This is a genomic window from Labrenzia sp. OB1, assembly GCF_001624695.1.
In the GTDB taxonomy this organism is placed as follows: domain Bacteria; phylum Pseudomonadota; class Alphaproteobacteria; order Rhizobiales; family Stappiaceae; genus Roseibium.
Genome location: NZ_JSEP01000004.1, coordinates 277799 through 292885, shown reverse-complemented (window position 1 = coordinate 292885; position 15087 = coordinate 277799). Strand labels below are relative to the sequence as shown.

At 59.6% G+C, this 15087-nt stretch carries 14 protein-coding genes; 7 read left to right on the top strand and 7 right to left on the bottom strand.

Annotated elements, in window-relative coordinates; genetic code table 11:
• Positions 1-218: 218 nt before the first annotated feature.
• The 7 genes from OA90_RS07845 to OA90_RS07815 form a co-directional block, all read right to left on the bottom strand.
• Positions 219-1508, bottom strand: a complete 1290-nt coding sequence (locus tag OA90_RS07845; RefSeq protein ID WP_068409141.1) for a cyclopropane-fatty-acyl-phospholipid synthase family protein — start codon at positions 1506-1508, stop codon at positions 219-221.
• Between the two features lie 75 nt (positions 1509-1583).
• Positions 1584-1868, bottom strand: coding sequence for an HPr family phosphocarrier protein (locus OA90_RS07840; RefSeq protein WP_068409139.1), 285 nt, complete (start codon positions 1866-1868; stop codon positions 1584-1586).
• Between the two features lie 7 nt (positions 1869-1875).
• On the bottom strand, positions 1876-2280 hold the full coding sequence (locus tag OA90_RS07835) for a PTS sugar transporter subunit IIA (protein ID WP_068409138.1): 405 nt from the start codon (positions 2278-2280) through the stop codon (positions 1876-1878).
• A gap of 222 nt (positions 2281-2502) precedes the next feature.
• Positions 2503-2970, bottom strand: coding sequence for an aldolase (locus tag OA90_RS07830; RefSeq protein WP_068409136.1), 468 nt, complete (start codon positions 2968-2970; stop codon positions 2503-2505).
• Positions 2967-4784 carry a sensor histidine kinase gene (locus OA90_RS07825; RefSeq protein WP_068409134.1) on the bottom strand — a complete coding sequence of 606 codons (1818 nt, stop codon included), beginning with the start codon at positions 4782-4784 and terminating at the stop codon, positions 2967-2969. Before OA90_RS07825 ends, OA90_RS07830 begins: the two co-directional genes overlap by 4 nt.
• A gap of 121 nt (positions 4785-4905) precedes the next feature.
• Positions 4906-5604, bottom strand: coding sequence for a response regulator transcription factor (locus OA90_RS07820; RefSeq protein WP_068409253.1), 699 nt, complete (start codon positions 5602-5604; stop codon positions 4906-4908).
• Positions 5605-5835: 231 nt separating this feature from the next.
• Complete coding sequence (locus OA90_RS07815; RefSeq protein WP_156510421.1) at positions 5836-6210, bottom strand: hypothetical protein; 375 nt, start codon at positions 6208-6210, stop codon at positions 5836-5838.
• 27 nt (positions 6211-6237) lie between these two features.
• Between OA90_RS07815 and OA90_RS07810 the strand changes: the two genes are divergently transcribed.
• The 7 genes from OA90_RS07810 (at position 6238) to OA90_RS07780 (ending at position 15003) form a co-directional block, all read left to right on the top strand.
• Complete coding sequence (locus tag OA90_RS07810) at positions 6238-7848, top strand: phosphoenolpyruvate carboxykinase (RefSeq protein WP_068409130.1); 1611 nt, start codon at positions 6238-6240, stop codon at positions 7846-7848.
• A gap of 191 nt (positions 7849-8039) precedes the next feature.
• On the top strand, positions 8040-8375 hold the full coding sequence (locus OA90_RS07805) for an XdhC family protein (protein ID WP_068409128.1): 336 nt from the start codon (positions 8040-8042) through the stop codon (positions 8373-8375).
• A 17-nt stretch (positions 8376-8392) separates the two neighbouring features.
• On the top strand, positions 8393-9019 hold the full coding sequence (locus OA90_RS07800; protein WP_068409126.1) for a LysE family translocator: 627 nt from the start codon (positions 8393-8395) through the stop codon (positions 9017-9019).
• Positions 9020-9022: 3 nt separating this feature from the next.
• Positions 9023-9718 carry an XdhC family protein gene (locus OA90_RS07795; protein ID WP_068409124.1) on the top strand — a complete coding sequence of 232 codons (696 nt, stop codon included), beginning with the start codon at positions 9023-9025 and terminating at the stop codon, positions 9716-9718.
• Positions 9715-11331, top strand: coding sequence for a molybdopterin-binding/glycosyltransferase family 2 protein (locus OA90_RS07790; protein WP_068409122.1), 1617 nt, complete (start codon positions 9715-9717; stop codon positions 11329-11331). The genes OA90_RS07795 and OA90_RS07790 overlap by 4 nt, the downstream gene beginning before the upstream one ends.
• A gap of 381 nt (positions 11332-11712) precedes the next feature.
• Positions 11713-11919 (top strand): hypothetical protein, encoded by a 207-nt coding sequence (locus tag OA90_RS07785; protein WP_068409120.1) that lies wholly within the window; start codon positions 11713-11715, stop codon positions 11917-11919.
• Between the two features lie 471 nt (positions 11920-12390).
• Positions 12391-15003, top strand: a complete 2613-nt coding sequence (locus OA90_RS07780; RefSeq protein ID WP_068409114.1) for a PAS-domain containing protein — start codon at positions 12391-12393, stop codon at positions 15001-15003.
• Positions 15004-15087: the final 84 nt, after the last annotated feature.

The window sequence follows — 15087 nt, the reverse complement described above, 5'->3', positions numbered from 1 at the left end:
GAATTCTTTATATCCTTTTCAAATCTATAACGCCATGCCCCTCGGAGCTCACAGCTGGGCGACAAGCAGGCCCTCTAGCTAAGACCCACTTCCCTCTCGATCTGGCCTGAAGAAGTGAATTCGTTTCAGTTTGCGAAAATGAAGCGAATTCACTTCACAGGCCTAATGAAAGCCGCAGTTGAACTGGCTTGGGTTGAAATATCCCGGCCCCCACCGCTTTATGGCCGGTAGAGGTCATCCCTCGAGGGCGGCATGCCGGAGGGGCCCTTGGTGCGCCGGGAGGCGACTGTCTGGAAGATGCAGATGGTGCCACGCCGGAAACCAAGTGACACGCCGCACAGATAGGCCAGCCAGAGACGGTATTTCCGCTCCCCGACCTCGGCGATGGCTGTGTCTTTCGCCGCCAGGAGATTCTCGGCCCAAAGGCGGGTGGTGCGGGCATAGTGCTCCCGCCAAGCCTCAACATCGTGGACCTCGAAACCATGCGCCTCGAGATTGGTCAGCGTCCAACCGATGTGGTCCACCTCGCCGCCTGGAAAGATATAGCGCACCAGGGTCCGGTACTCGGGCCTCTTGCGGCGGAACTTCGCGAAGTCCTTTTTGCCGCGCCGGGTGATGGCATGATGAAGATACAGCCCGCGCGGTTTCAAGAGGCGCCGGACATGACGGTAATAATCTTCGTGATTGTCCAGGCCGACATGCTCAAACATGCCGATGGAGGAGATCCTGTCGAACTGACCGTCCAGTTCCCGGTAGTCCTTCAGCTCCACGCTGACCCTGTCTTCCAGGCCCCGCTCCCGAATGCGCTCACGGGCCAGTTTCGCCTGTTCCTCGGCGAGGGTCACCCCAATCGCGGTGACACCGTAATGTTCCGCCGCATAACAGATAAGAGCGCCCCAACCGCAGCCGATGTCGAGAAGCCGGTCGCCGGGCTTCAGTCTGAGCTTTCGGCAGATCATCTCCAGCTTGTCGCGCTGCGCCGTTGCCAGGTCGTTTTCCCAGTCACGAAAATAGGCGCAGGTGTAGAGCATTTCCGGATCTAGAAAGAGCCGGTAGAAACTGTTGGATACATCATAGTGAAAGGCGATATCCGCCTTGCCGCTGCCGGCCCCTGCGGCAGAGCTCTTGCTGTCCAGCGCGCCAATTGGCGATTTCGCGCCGCGCGGCGCGAAGAAAAGCTTCCAGGCCGCACCAAGCAAAAGGCGCTTGTCGAGTTTTTTGAAGAGCGTCCGGCCTTTCACCGCCGGCCGCCTGTCGGCGAAATCGAAGATTGTGCCGCCACGCGGATCGATGTCCCCGGCCGCGTAAAGATCAATGACGGTTTTCAGTCCGGGCGCGCGCAGGAGACTCGGCAGGGCGACATCGGACACGAATAGACGCAGACCCTCGCGAGGTGCGTCCGGCGGTATCAGCGTTCCGTCAGCCAGTTCAAAGGCGAAGTCCGCCCCCAGAACCTCATGAACATGAGCGAGAACGGTCCGGGTGGTATCGATTGAACTGTCCGCCATGCGCGCTCCTGCAACTGGTACAAACCGCACCGAAGGGCGGGCAGACCCGAGGCAAGTCGAACGACTCCGCCGAACTCAGTCCGTCTCGCCAAATCCGCTTTCGACAAGCTCTGAAATCGCGCTCATCGCCACTTCCGCGTCCGTTCCACTCACACAAACCTGGATACAGCACCCCGGACTGGCCGCGAGCATCATCAGACCCATGATCGATGTCCCGCCAACCGTCTGGCCGTCCTTGGAAACATGAACCTCGGCGTCGAATGTCTCAACGAGTTTTACCAGTTTGGCGGAGGCCCGGGCGTGAAGCCCGCGCCGGTTGACAATCGTCAGGTTTCTTTCAAGCAGGGCTGCAGTGGTCATATTCGTATTAGTTCTGTCCCGAAAGCACCTGGCTTGCGACAGAAATATATTTCTGTCCTGCCTGGCGGGCTTCATCCACGGCGTCGGCCAGTTCCCGGTCGGCGCGGACGCTGGCGAGCTTGATCAGCATGGGCAGATTGACGCCCGCCACCACTTCCACGGATTTGCCGTCCATCACGGAGATGGCAAGGTTGGAAGGCGTGCCGCCGAACATGTCGGTCAGCAGCACCACGCCCTTGCCCGTGTTGGCAGCTTCGACGGCGGCCAGAATATCCTGCCGGCGCTGCTCCATGTCGTCATCCGGTCCGATTGAAATGGTTTCGACCTGATCTTGCGGACCGACGACATGCTCCAGCGCCGCCTTGAATTCCTCAGCGAGGCGTCCGTGGGTAACAAGTACTAGTCCAATCATACGTCTTTTGACCTGATCCTAGAGCATCCTGCATTCAGCGGAACGCAGAAGAGAGGCTCCAACATTAAAACATCGATCGACATTTCCGCTTTCACGTGGTTTCGCAAGAAACCGGTCGATCTGGAGTGCGTTAAGCTCTCTTGACGGAGCCGGGCGTTTATCAGTCAGAAGCACTCTCTTCAACCGTTCCGTCACTTGCAAGCAAAAAAGACCCGGACGCTCTCAAATGTAGTCCGGACTTCCGGGAAAAAGCTTGCGCAAGGCCCAGCGGACCTGCCGCAAGCTGATGTCGGGACGATTTGAGGGAGAAGTCATCAACGCGACGAGAACACCTTCCAGATGCTCCTGCGCAATCGCCGTTTCCGGCAGCCGGTCCAAAGTCTCCAGTGGCCTCAGATCGACGACCAGACGAACATGCGCCTCCGGCTCGTGCGCCATTTCCTCAAGCGCGAAACCGCGGATCTCGATCCTGCCCCTTATCGTCTCGGGTGACCGCGCCAGAAGCCGGCTCCCCTGCGCGCGCAACAAGACACGGTCATCGGCTACCAGCGAGGCAAAGTTGCCCTTGGCCCGCGCCGTTTCGATCAGGGTTTCGGAAAGAAGGGATTTGCCGCTTCCCGCCGCGCCGCGGATCAGCATGCCAAAGGTGCCGACAATCACGCAGTTCGCATGAATGCTCTGACCGGTCACTTGCCAGTTCCGGCAGGCAGATAAATGATGAATCTGGCGCCGGCGACCTCACGCTTTTCGCCGTCACCCGGTTCCAGACGATTGGTCGCCACAATTGTTCCGCCATGGGCTTCGATGATCTGTCGGGAGATCGACAGACCGAGGCCGGAATTATTGCCGAAGCCTTCTCCGTCGGGACGGTCCGTATAAAAACGCTCGAAGATGCGTTCCGTGTTCTCGGCCCGGATACCGGGACCGTCGTCATCGACCGTGATCTTGATCTGCCGGCCCTCACGGGCAAGATCCGCCCGGACGGTCCCGTCGGCGGACGAAAAGGACCGGGCGTTGTCGAACAGATTGCTGATCACCTGACCAAGCCGGATGTCGTGCCCCTGGACCAGATAGGGCCTGGCTCCCGGAGCATCGGCGACCGTCAACTTGACATTGGCTTCTCCGGCGCCGGCCCTCTGATTGGAGTCGGCCACCATGTTGCGCAGAAATTCGGCCAGATCGAGCGGTTCGGCCTGGATCCGGGCCAGTTCCGCATCGAGGCGGGAGGCATCCGAAATGTCGCTGATCAGCCGATCAAGCCGACGGACATCGTGCTGGATCACCTCCATCAACCGGTCCTTCGACTCCTGCGACTTCGCAACAGGCAGGGTTTCCACCGCGCTGCGCAGCGAGGTCAGCGGATTTTTCAATTCATGCGCGACATCCGCCGCGAACTGTTCGATCGCGTCGATCTTGTTGTAAAGCGCGTGGGTCATCTCGCGGAAGGAGCGCGCCAGATGGCCGATCTCGTCCTGACGGTCGGAAAAATCGGGAATTTCCTCGCGCGAGGTCGAGCCGCGCCGCACCCGGTCGGCCGCGGCTGCCAGGCGTCTGACGGGCCCGGCAATCGTGCCGGCAAGCAGGATTGACAGGAGGATCGTCACCGTTGCAGCGAACAGGAACACCCGGATGATCGCTATGCGTTCGGCCCGCACGATGGCGTCGATATCGCCACCCTGGGTGGACAGAAGCAGCGAGCCGAGTACCGCTCTGAACCTCTGGATCGGCACGGCAACAGATACGATCAGCTCGCCGCGCGGGGAAATCCTGGTAACACTGGCGGGCGATCCGGCAAGCGCCGCCTCGACCTCCGGATAGACCCGCCCGTCGCCGCCGCCGGCTTCCTGATAAAGCGGCAGATCGCCCTGCCGCAGCCAGCGTTTGGTCCATTGCCAGAGCGTATCCCAAAAATCCTCCTCCACCGCATTGGGCGGCGGCAGATCGAAGCGCAGGATCTGGGCACTTGAATAAAGATGGCGGGAATCAAGGATCAGAATGCCTTCCGGATCGTAGATCCGCGCACGCGTCTTGGTCGGCGAGATCAGGCGGCGCAGAACCGGGCCGACACGTTCCGGATTGATCGGAAAATCGAGACTGTCCAGATCGTCGCCCGTCGGAGTGATGCTCTCGCCGGCCTGCAACTGAAGCAGACGCTCGGGATCCACCGTGATCGTCCCCGTATCGACTGTCGCCGAGGCGGCAATCGCACCCGCGATAATCTCGCCCTGTGTCAGAAGACTTTGCACGCGCGCGTCAATGAGACCGGCCCGGAACTGGTTCAGGTAGAGGATGCCGATCACCAGGGCGAGCAGACCCACAAGGTTGATCGCAATGATCCGACGCGTCAGGGAAGACAGGACATAGGTGCCGAAGATGCGTCCGAACTGGTTCAGAAGCCGGCGGCGGATGCGCTTGTTGCCGAGACGGCGCAAGCGGGAGCGTTCCGAACCGCTCGCGGGTTCGGAAGCCGCAACTGCCTCGGCGCTCTCGCTTTCAACCGCCATTTACCCCACCACGAGGGCAAGCGGTGCCACGATGCCGGTGGGCCGGTTTTCCCTCATCAAATGCTTCGGTCCGATCGGACTACACCTTCTGGCCGCTTCTGGCTGACCGCTTCTGGCCGACTCAAGCCTCCCGGAAGCGGTAGCCAACACCATAAAGGGTTTCGATCATGTCGAAGTCGTCGTCAACCACCTTGAACTTTTTCCGCAGGCGCTTGATATGGCTGTCGATGGTCCGGTCATCCACATAGACCTGATCGTCATAAGCCGCATCCATAAGGGCATTCCGGCTTTTCACGACGCCCGGGCGCTGCGCAAGGGCGGAAAGAATAAGGAATTCGGTTACCGTCAACGTCACCGGCTTGTTGTTCCAGGTGCAGGTGTGACGCTCCTGGTCCATGACCAGTTGGCCGCGCTCGAGCAGCTTGTCCGCATCGTCGCGCGGTGCGGAAGCGTCCTTCGGCTGCGCCCTGCGCAACACTGCACGGACCCGCTCGACAAGAAGCCGCTGGGAGAAGGGTTTGCGGATGAAATCGTCCGCGCCCATTTTCAGGCCGAACAGTTCGTCGATCTCGTCGTCTTTCGAGGTCAGGAAGATCACCGGAAGATCCGAGTTCTGACGCAGACGGCGCAGCAGTTCCATACCGTCCATGCGCGGCATCTTGATATCGAAAATAGCAAGTTCCGGCGGATCGCTCTGCAGCCCGTCGAGGGCCGAGGTTCCGTCCGTATAAGTCTGAACGCGATATCCTTCGGCTTCCAGAGCGATGGACACCGAAGTCAAAATGTTGCGGTCGTCGTCGACCAGGGCAATTGTCGGCATGCTGTATTTTTCCATTTCCGGCAACGCACCGATGGCACGCATCGGCTTGACTGTAACATAGAGCGTTTGGCCTGCTAAATGCGCATAAATTAAGGCAATCTGCCATTTCCGATACTCCGGAGCGGGAATGGCGGGTACACTGCCTGCATGGTGGGGATCGTTCCGGGAAATTTCAAGAGACCGGCCAGATCCGTTCAACGCGGTCCAGAGGCGCTTCCACGAAAAGTCGCCTCAGCTTTCAGACCACCCACAGGCCATGATCTGCCGATTTGAAACCCGGCGCCTGCCCGGCCGCGCCTGTTCGATTCCGGGAATGGGCTCTTTCATTCTCGGTTTTGCCCCCGCCGCGCGCCATGAGACTTGCGCTTCAAACGCATTCTCTTTCGGTTTTCCGGACAAATCGAACATTGCGAAGATGTCGCCATTTAGTTCGATATCCAAATTAAACAACTGATGCAGGACATCATATTTTAATCGATTAAACAAGGACATAGCACCTTCAGATGTCTTGCTGCCCTTCTGCCATTCCACTACGGTCGCAGCCCTTACAGCCGGGTCTGGCGAGAATTGACTTTCGCACTTCTTGCCATTCTTCGACGGCAACATGCCCAGATCACGAGGACTGCGGGAACAATGCAAGAAACAGGTGTCAGAAATCCCTCCAATGGCTGCGAAACCTTCGGCTTCAAGGGTCTGAAGGCGCTCTACTGGAACCAGCACGCGCCTGTGCTTTACGAGTATTCCGTTTCCCGCGGCGAATCCCAGATCACATCCGGAGGCGCCCTCGTCGCCGAAACCGGCGTTCATACCGGCCGTTCTCCAAAGGACAAGTTCGTCGTTCTCGACGACGAGACCAGGGACACGGTCTGGTGGGACAACAACGGACAGATCTCCCGGGATCAGTTCGACCTGCTGCTCGGCGATTTCCTGGACCATGCCGAAGGCCGGGAACTGTTCGCGCAGGATCTTTACGGTGGCGCTGATCCGGCACACCGGCTGCCGGTGCGCGTCTATACGGAATATGCCTGGCATTCATTGTTCATCCGCAATCTGCTGTTGCGGCCGGAAACCGGTGAGCTGGCCAACTTCGTCCCGGAAATGACCATCGTCGACCTGCCCAGCTTCAAGGGTGACCCCGAGCGCCACGGTTGCCGCACAGAAACGGTGATCGCCTGCGACCTGACACGGAAAATCATCCTGATCGGTGGCAGTTCCTATGCGGGGGAAATGAAAAAATCCGTATTCACGATGCTCAACCATCTGCTGCCGGCCAAGGGCGTGATGCCCATGCACTGCTCCGCCAATGTGGGCGAGGGCGGCGACACGGCGATCTTCTTCGGCCTGTCGGGCACGGGCAAGACAACCCTTTCCGCAGATCCGGACCGTACGCTGATCGGCGATGACGAACACGGCTGGGGTGAAAGCGGCGTCTTCAACTTCGAAGGCGGCTGCTATGCGAAAACCATCAAGCTGTCGGCTGAGGCCGAACCGGAGATCTACTCCACGACGCAACGCTTCGGAACGGTGCTTGAAAATGTAGTTCTGGATGAAAACCGGGTTCCGGATTTCGACGACGGTTCGAAGACCGAGAACACCCGCGCGGCCTATCCGATCCACTTCATCTCCAACGCCAGCCCCACCGGCCGCGCGCCGATGCCGAAAACCATCATCATGCTGACGGCCGACGCGTTCGGTGTCATGCCGCCGATCGCCCGCCTGACACCCGCCCAGGCCATGTATCACTTCCTGTCCGGTTATACAGCCAAGGTGGCCGGCACGGAAAAAGGTGTCACCGAACCGCAGGCGACATTCTCGACCTGCTTCGGAGCACCATTCCTGCCGAGGCATCCTTCCGATTACGGCAACCTTCTGAAAGACCTGATCGCCCGCCACAATGTGGATTGCTGGCTGGTCAATACCGGTTGGACCGGCGGCGCTTACGGCATCGGACAGCGCATGCCGATCAAGGCCACCCGCACCCTGTTGCAGGCAGCCCTCTCCGGCAGCCTGAAACAGGCGGAGTTCCGCACCGACGCGAATTTCGGCTTCGAGGTTCCGGTCGCGGTTGAAGGTGTGGAGGACAGAATCCTCACACCCCGGGAAACCTGGAGCGACAAGGACGCCTACGACGCGCAGGCTGCGAAACTGGTGCAGATGTTCGTGAGTAACTTCGAAGCCTTTGAGGCTCACGTGGACGGCGCGGTTCTCAGCGCCGCCCCGGCCCTGAGGCTCGCGGCGGAATAAAGGCCCCATCGATCACCGCCCTCCTGGACGGCGCCTGTGGCAGCAGGCGCCGTTTCTTTTTTGCAGCGGCGGTTTCGATGGCAGTGTCTGCGACAGGAGCCTACAGCAGATCCCAGCACCTTCACCGCACACCGGTATTTCATCGGGGCCGAAACAGTCTATATTGGGTTCGACGCAAAAGGACATTCCATATGCCTGCCACCGATACCTCGCCCTTGGCGGATGTGCTCAGAACGGCGGAAGCCTGGACCGGTTCAGGCCGATCCGTCGCGCTTGCGACCGTGATCGAGACCTGGGGCTCCGCGCCGCGTCCGGTCGGCTCCCATCTGGTGATCGATTCCGACGGCAATTTCGAGGGCTCAGTTTCCGGCGGCTGCGTGGAAGGCGCCGTGGTCTCCGAAGCGCTCGACGTCATCGAAACCGGCAAACCCGCGACTCTTGAATTCGGCGTCGCAGACGAAACCGCGTGGCAGGTCGGCCTGTCCTGCGGCGGCCGTATCCGCGTTTATGTCGAACCCGTCAGCTGATTCCGGATTTTGAAGTCATGACACCCGAAGCGTTCCTCGCCTTTCTCGCCGCGACCCTGCTGTTTGCCTATATGCCGGGGCCGGCGCTTCTCTACACCGCCGCCCAGACGATATCGCGCGGTCAGCGGGCCGGGTTCATGGCCGCCGCCGGAATTCACCTGGGCTGTTACGTTCATGTCATTGCGGCCGCCTTCGGATTGTCGGCGATTTTCACCGTGGTGCCGACGCTTTATTTCGCGCTGAAACTGGTGGGCGGCCTTTATCTGATCTTTCTCGGCATCCAGATGATCCGCACCCGGGTGAGCGCCGGTCCGCTACCGGAGCTGCCGCAAAAGTCGACCCGTAGGGCCTTCGTCGACAGTGTTGTGGTTGAAATCCTCAACCCCAAGGTCGCGATCTTCTTCATTGCCTTTCTGCCGCAATTCGTCAGTCCGGGCACGGGCCTGCCGATCTGGGTGCAGTTCCTGATCCTGGGGACCTTCGTCAATTTCGCCTTCACGTCCGCGGATCTGGTGACGGTCCTGTTTGCATCGGAGGTGAAAAAGCGCCTGACCAGAAACTCAAGGTACCAGGATCTGACCCGCTGGCTGGGCGGCTCCCTGCTGTGCGGCCTCGGCGTGAAACTGGCAACGGACCGCACCTGACCCATGGACCTTACGCTTCTCACGGACCTGAATGACCTTCGCTCCACCCGCCGCGCGGCGATCCTGGTGACCAGCCTTCAGGACGGCAACCAGAGGCTTGTGCGCGCTGAAGACGATCTTTCCTCCGATCCGCTGGCGGATGAATTGCGCAAGCGCTTCCGGTCCGGAAAATCCGGAACAGTCCCGACGCAAGGCGGCGATGTCTTTCTGACCGTCTCCGTGCCCGCACCCCGGCTGGTGATTATCGGCGCCGTACATATCAGCCAGGCGCTCGTGCCCATGGCGGAGATCGCCGGGCTGGATGTCACGGTGATCGATCCGCGCACGGCTTTTGCCACCGGGGAAAGATTTCCGGGAAGCACGCTGAGAGACGAATGGCCTGAAGACGTGCTCAAGGACGCTCCCCTGGATGCCTATACCGCCCTTGCCGCCGTGACCCACGATCCGAAAATCGATGATTTTCCTCTTATGGAAGCGCTCAGGACCGGATGCTTTTATGTCGGCGCGCTCGGCAGCCGCAAAACCCACAGCAAACGCCTGGAACGGTTCGAGGCTGCGGGCCTCGATGCCGCACTTTTCAAACGGATCGACGCCCCGATCGGTCTTGATATCGGTGCCGCGTCGCCGCAGGAAATCGCGGTTGCCGTGCTTGGCTCCATCATCCAGGCGCTTCGCAAGGGACCGGAGGCCTCGGCATGAAATTCGGCCCCCGCCCGCCTGAAGAGGCCGCCGGGTGCATTCTCGCGCACAAGACCAGGCTGGCGGACAGAACGCTCAAGAAGGGCCATATCCTTACAGGAGCGGACTGCGCCGACCTCGCGGCAGCCGGACAGGCGCAAGTGGTGGTGGCCTCTCTGGATCCCGGTGACATCGGCGAGGACGAGGCGGCGAGGCGCCTTGCCCTGGGGGCGGCAGGACCAGGACTGGAAGAAGACACCGCCTTCACCGGACGGGTAAACCTTTACGCGGCGGCCAGCGGCGTTCTCGTGATCGATCCCGACGCGGTGACCGCGGCCAACCGGATCGATCCGGCCATCACCTTCGCGACGCTGGCGAACCACAGCAGGGTCACCGCAGGGCGCATGGTGGCGACTGCCAAGATCATTTCCTTTGCCGTCGCCGGAGAGCTGGTGGAGTCCGCGGCCGAGGCTCTCCGAGGCGCAGTACGCGTTGCCGCCTTCAAACAGCACAAGGTGGGACTGGTCGCGACCGAGCTGCCGCATGTGAAAGCCACCACGCTGGACAAGACACGCCGGGTTCTGGAGAACCGCCTGCGGCCAAGCGGCAGCAGTGTCATCGCAGAGAAGCGGGTTCCGCATACCCGGGACGCGGTTGCCGGCGCGATGGCCGAACTGGTGCGCGAGGGCGCGGACTTCCTGATCCTGTTCGGCGCGTCGGCCATCGTCGATCGTGACGATGTCCTGCCCGCAGCTCTGGACTTCGCGGGCGGACAAGTGCGGCAGCTGGGAATGCCGGTCGACCCGGGCAACCTCCTGATGCTCGGAGCGCTTGACGGCCTGCCGGTCCTGGGGGCGCCGGGCTGTGCCCGCAGCCCGAAAGAGAACGGCTTCGACTGGATACTCGACCGGCTTCTCGCAGGGCTCGATGTCAGTCCGGACGATATTACCGCAATGGGTGTTGGAGGCCTTCTGATGGAAATCGCCAGCCGTCCTCAGCCGCGCGCTGCCGCGATCCAGGGCCGTAAATCGAAGATCGCGGCAATTGTCCTGGCGGCGGGCAAGTCGTCGCGGATGGGCGGGCCGAACAAGCTTCTTGCGGAACTTGAGGGCAAACCGCTTGTCCGCCATGTCGCCGAAGCCGCCACCGGCGCAGGGCTGTCCCAGGTTGTGCTGGTCACGGGACATCTTGCGGACGCGGTCGGCAGTGCTGTGACCGACCTGACGCTCGAAGTCGCGCACAACCCGGACTTCGCGGACGGGATGGCCGCTTCCATCCGTGCCGGCATGAAGGCGCTTTCCCGCGAAACAGACGCGGTCATCATTCTGCTCGGCGATATGCCGCGGATCGACGTGGATATCCTGCAGCGGCTCATCGCGGCCTACCGGCAGAGCGATCCGGGCCTGATCGTCACAGCCACGGCCGACGGCAAGCGCGGCAATCCGGTTCTCTGGGACAAAAGTTTCTTCGAGGCGCTGTCATCCCTGAACGGGGATATCGGCGCCAGACACATCATTGCCGACAATCCGGATGTCGTCAGGGAGGTCGAGATCGGCCCGGCTGCGAGACTGGATCTGGATACCCCCGAGGCCTTGCTGAAAGCCGGAGGGACACTGCCACAGCACTCAGGCTGATCCGGATAGGTTGAGGCTTGATAAGATGAATCTTTCAGGCATCGACCCGACAAAGAAGAGCCAGCAAGCCCCCCAGGTCACGACACGGATTCTTGTCGCCGGACAGGTGTGTGAAAGCATCGTTTCCGGAGGCCATATCTTAAGGTCCGTTAACCCGCTATGCATGAAACGCAGGCCGGAAATTCAAGCTATTCTATTGCATTTTTGTGACATGCCGCTTATGTAAGCCCTGCGCTTGCTGCAGAGCACCCTACAGGGTTGGACAACGGATGACGTCCCGAGCGCCGATTACATCCGATTCCCGTCAAAAGCTGTTCGGATCCTTTCACAAGGATGCTCGAGCGTTTTTGCTGCTTGGTACAAGAATAAAGGAAATACGAAATGGCTGACATGTCTCTCCCGCGTCCGGGCTGCTGCAAATGGGCGGAAGGTGATGCTGGCAACTACATCTTTCCGTGCTCGACGCGCGTTGAGGCCGGTGTGTCCTATTGCACCGAACACAGTGCCATTGTGTACATCCCGCCGGAAGAACGCCGTCGCAGCCGCTCCGGTGGCGGCATGAGCCTGTCCTTCCGCCGGGCCGCCTAAAAACAACAGCTGCTTGAAAAAAAGCAGATATTTCGCGGCAGCGCCACGAGCCTTGAACCCGGTCTCACGACCGGGTTTTTTGTTGCCTGAACGACAGGCACCGAGGCTCCAGAGCTGCCGCATACCGCGTTAAATTGAATTCAGAAGATCCCCCCTCGAATGCATTTACCAGGGAACGCTGCCTCGCGCGTCTTGCTGAAACCAAGATCCCACTTGAATGCGACACGCTCCGGGCTTTCAACTCCTACAAGATACAGGAAAACACTTCTGGATTTATGCGAGAACAAATTATTTTTATATCGCAACAAATACCTATTCAGTACAGATTTCTATTTATCTTTCTCTATTCTCAATTATCCACCGAACTAACATCATGTGGGTAAATTTAATATTTTCTTGCCATTTAGTGTATAATTTTTAAATTCAACACGGAATAGTTGATCTTACATTTACTTGGGAACCTTACGCCAGATGAGCGCCGCGCAGGGACAAATCGAGAAGAAGCGGCTTAGCGCGTTGCACTCGCTTCAAATTCTCCATTCCGAACATCTGCAGGAATACGATTCCGTTGTCGAGACCGTTGCAGAGATTTTCGACTGTCCCATCGCACTTATCTCGCTGGTTGCCGAAGAAGAGCAGTGGTTCAAGGCGCGCTGCGGCCTGGATGTTGCGGGGACAAGTCGGGACGTCTCCTTCTGTCAGCACACAATCCTTTCCGATGACCTTTTCATTGTCCCCGATGCACTTGAAGACGAACGCTTCAGGGAAAACCCGCTCGTTACCGGCGAGCCGCATATTCGCTTTTACGCAGGCTGCCCACTTTCCATCGATGGCCTCAACAGACTTGGGACACTCTGCGTCATCGGCCGGCAGCCGCAGCTCCCCACTCCAGGCCAGCTCAAGCAGCTCCGGCGCCTCGGCGATGTCGTTGAAGGATTGTTCAAGACCCACCGGGCGGGGCTCGAGACACGGGAAGCTCTCGACTCTGTGGAGTTCGCGCGCCGCAAAGCGGTTCGCGAAACTGAACTCATCGAGGAAATCGCCAACCTTTCCGGCGTTGGCGGCTGGGAGTTCGATGTTGCCGCCAATATCCTGACCTGGACCGAAAAAACCCGGGACATTCACGAAGTCGACCCTGAGTTTGTCCCCGATATCAGCACGGCCGCTTCGTTTTATCCGACAGAAGCCAGCAATAAAATCAGCAAGGCCATGCAGGAAGCGATTGAGAACAACGTCGGCTGGGACCTTGAGCTGCCGCTGGTCACCGCAAAGAAACGGCACATCTGGGTCAGGTCCGTCGGGCGGCCGATCAGGGAGGACGGGTCGGTCGCGCGCATTGTCGGCGCCTTCCAGAACATTACCGAACGCAAGCTTTCCGAACAGGCGATCCGGCACTCGGAGGCCGTGCAAAGGACGACACTCGAGGCATTGACCGAGGGCATCCTGCTTCTTACCCGGTCTGGCCGAATCCGGTCAGCCAACCCGGCGGCGCGGGCAATTCTCGGTTTGGGCGACACGGATCCGACCGGCAAATGCGTCGCCGATCTCGACCTTGAACTCACATGCAGTTTTGCGGATTCCAACAACTCCACCGATCCCCTGGTGCTGGCAGCACGTGATCCCCAAGTCGTCACGGATCTGATCGCCAGCCTCAAACTGCCCCAAAATCCCAATTGCATTTGGCTTCGCCTGAACGCTGAACCGATCGACCCCCAGAACGAATACGGACTGGACGATATTGTCGTTTCGCTGGCGGATGTTACGGAAACCAAGCATCAGTCGGAAACCCTGCAGGTCATCTTCGACAATTTCCCCGGTGGATTTGCCCATTACGACGAGACCAACAGACTGGCATCAAGCAATGCCGAGTTTCAGCGTCTGCTTGGCTATCCGCAGGATATGATCGACCGGAAAGCACATCTTCTTGAATTTCTCAAATTCAGCGCCAACAGGGGCGACCTGGGGCCAGGGGTGCCGGAAAAACTGGCGGAGGAACGCTTCAGTCTGACAGCAAAGCCGAAGTCTCGACACTACGAGCGGCAGACATTGAACGGCCGCTTTCTGGAGGTTCGCAGCACGCCGCTTCCCACCGGTGGATGGATTTACAACTTCTTCGACGTGACGGACCGCAAGCGCATGGAAGTCCAGCTTGCGAAAAACGAACAGCTTGCACGGCACCGACTGGAGGAACTCGAGGTCATTCTTGCCAACATGCGGCAAGGCGTGAGTGTCTTCGACAATCGGGGCAACCTGATGCTGTGGAACAAGCAATACGTCGACATATTCGGAAGGCCGGAAGCCGAGGTCTATGAAGGCGCCAGCATTACAGACCTGATCTTGGCCGAAGGAGAACGGGGCGAGTTCACCGGAAACGTGCAGCATCACGTCATGGACCTGCTCACCCGCCTCACCGCCGGTGAAGTCGTCCACTCGAAGGTAACGCATCCTGACGGTAAGGTAATCAGTTCCGTTCAGGCCCCCTTGCCCGACGGCGGCTGGATCGGCACCCACGAGGACATAACGCTGAACGAACGAGCCGCGCAGAAAATCGCTCATGCCGCTCATCATGATCCGCTTACAGGTCTGGCTAACAGGACAAAGTTCAACCTGAAGCTGGAAGAGTCCCTGGAAAAAGCCGCCGCTCTCGACACGAGCGGGAACCTGATGCTGCTCGACCTCGACAAGTTCAAACCGATCAACGACACTTATGGGCACGATGCCGGCGACGAATTGCTCAAGCTGGTCTCAAAGCGGCTGCAGGAATGTGTCCGGTCCACCGATCTGGTCGCCCGGCTCGGCGGAGACGAGTTCGCCATAATCCTCAGCGGAACCGGGCCGACCGAAGTCCACATTTCGGACATCGCCGGACGCGTCGTGGAGCAGCTTCGATCGCCGTTCAAGGTTCAGGGGCAGCTTGTTTCGGTCGGCATCAGCATCGGCATCGCCACCATCAATGGCGAAACAAAGGACGCCGGATCGGTTTTCAAGCGCGCCGACATCGCGCTTTACGAAGTGAAGAAAAACGGGCGCAACGGCTTTCGGTTCTTCGAAGAGCTGGACTCTTGCCGGATCGTCAACGGGTAAGCCCTTCCCGGCCACCGCCGGAACCGGTTCAAACGAAAAACGCGGCCCGTCGCCGAACCGCGTTTCGTTATTTCAACGTTGACG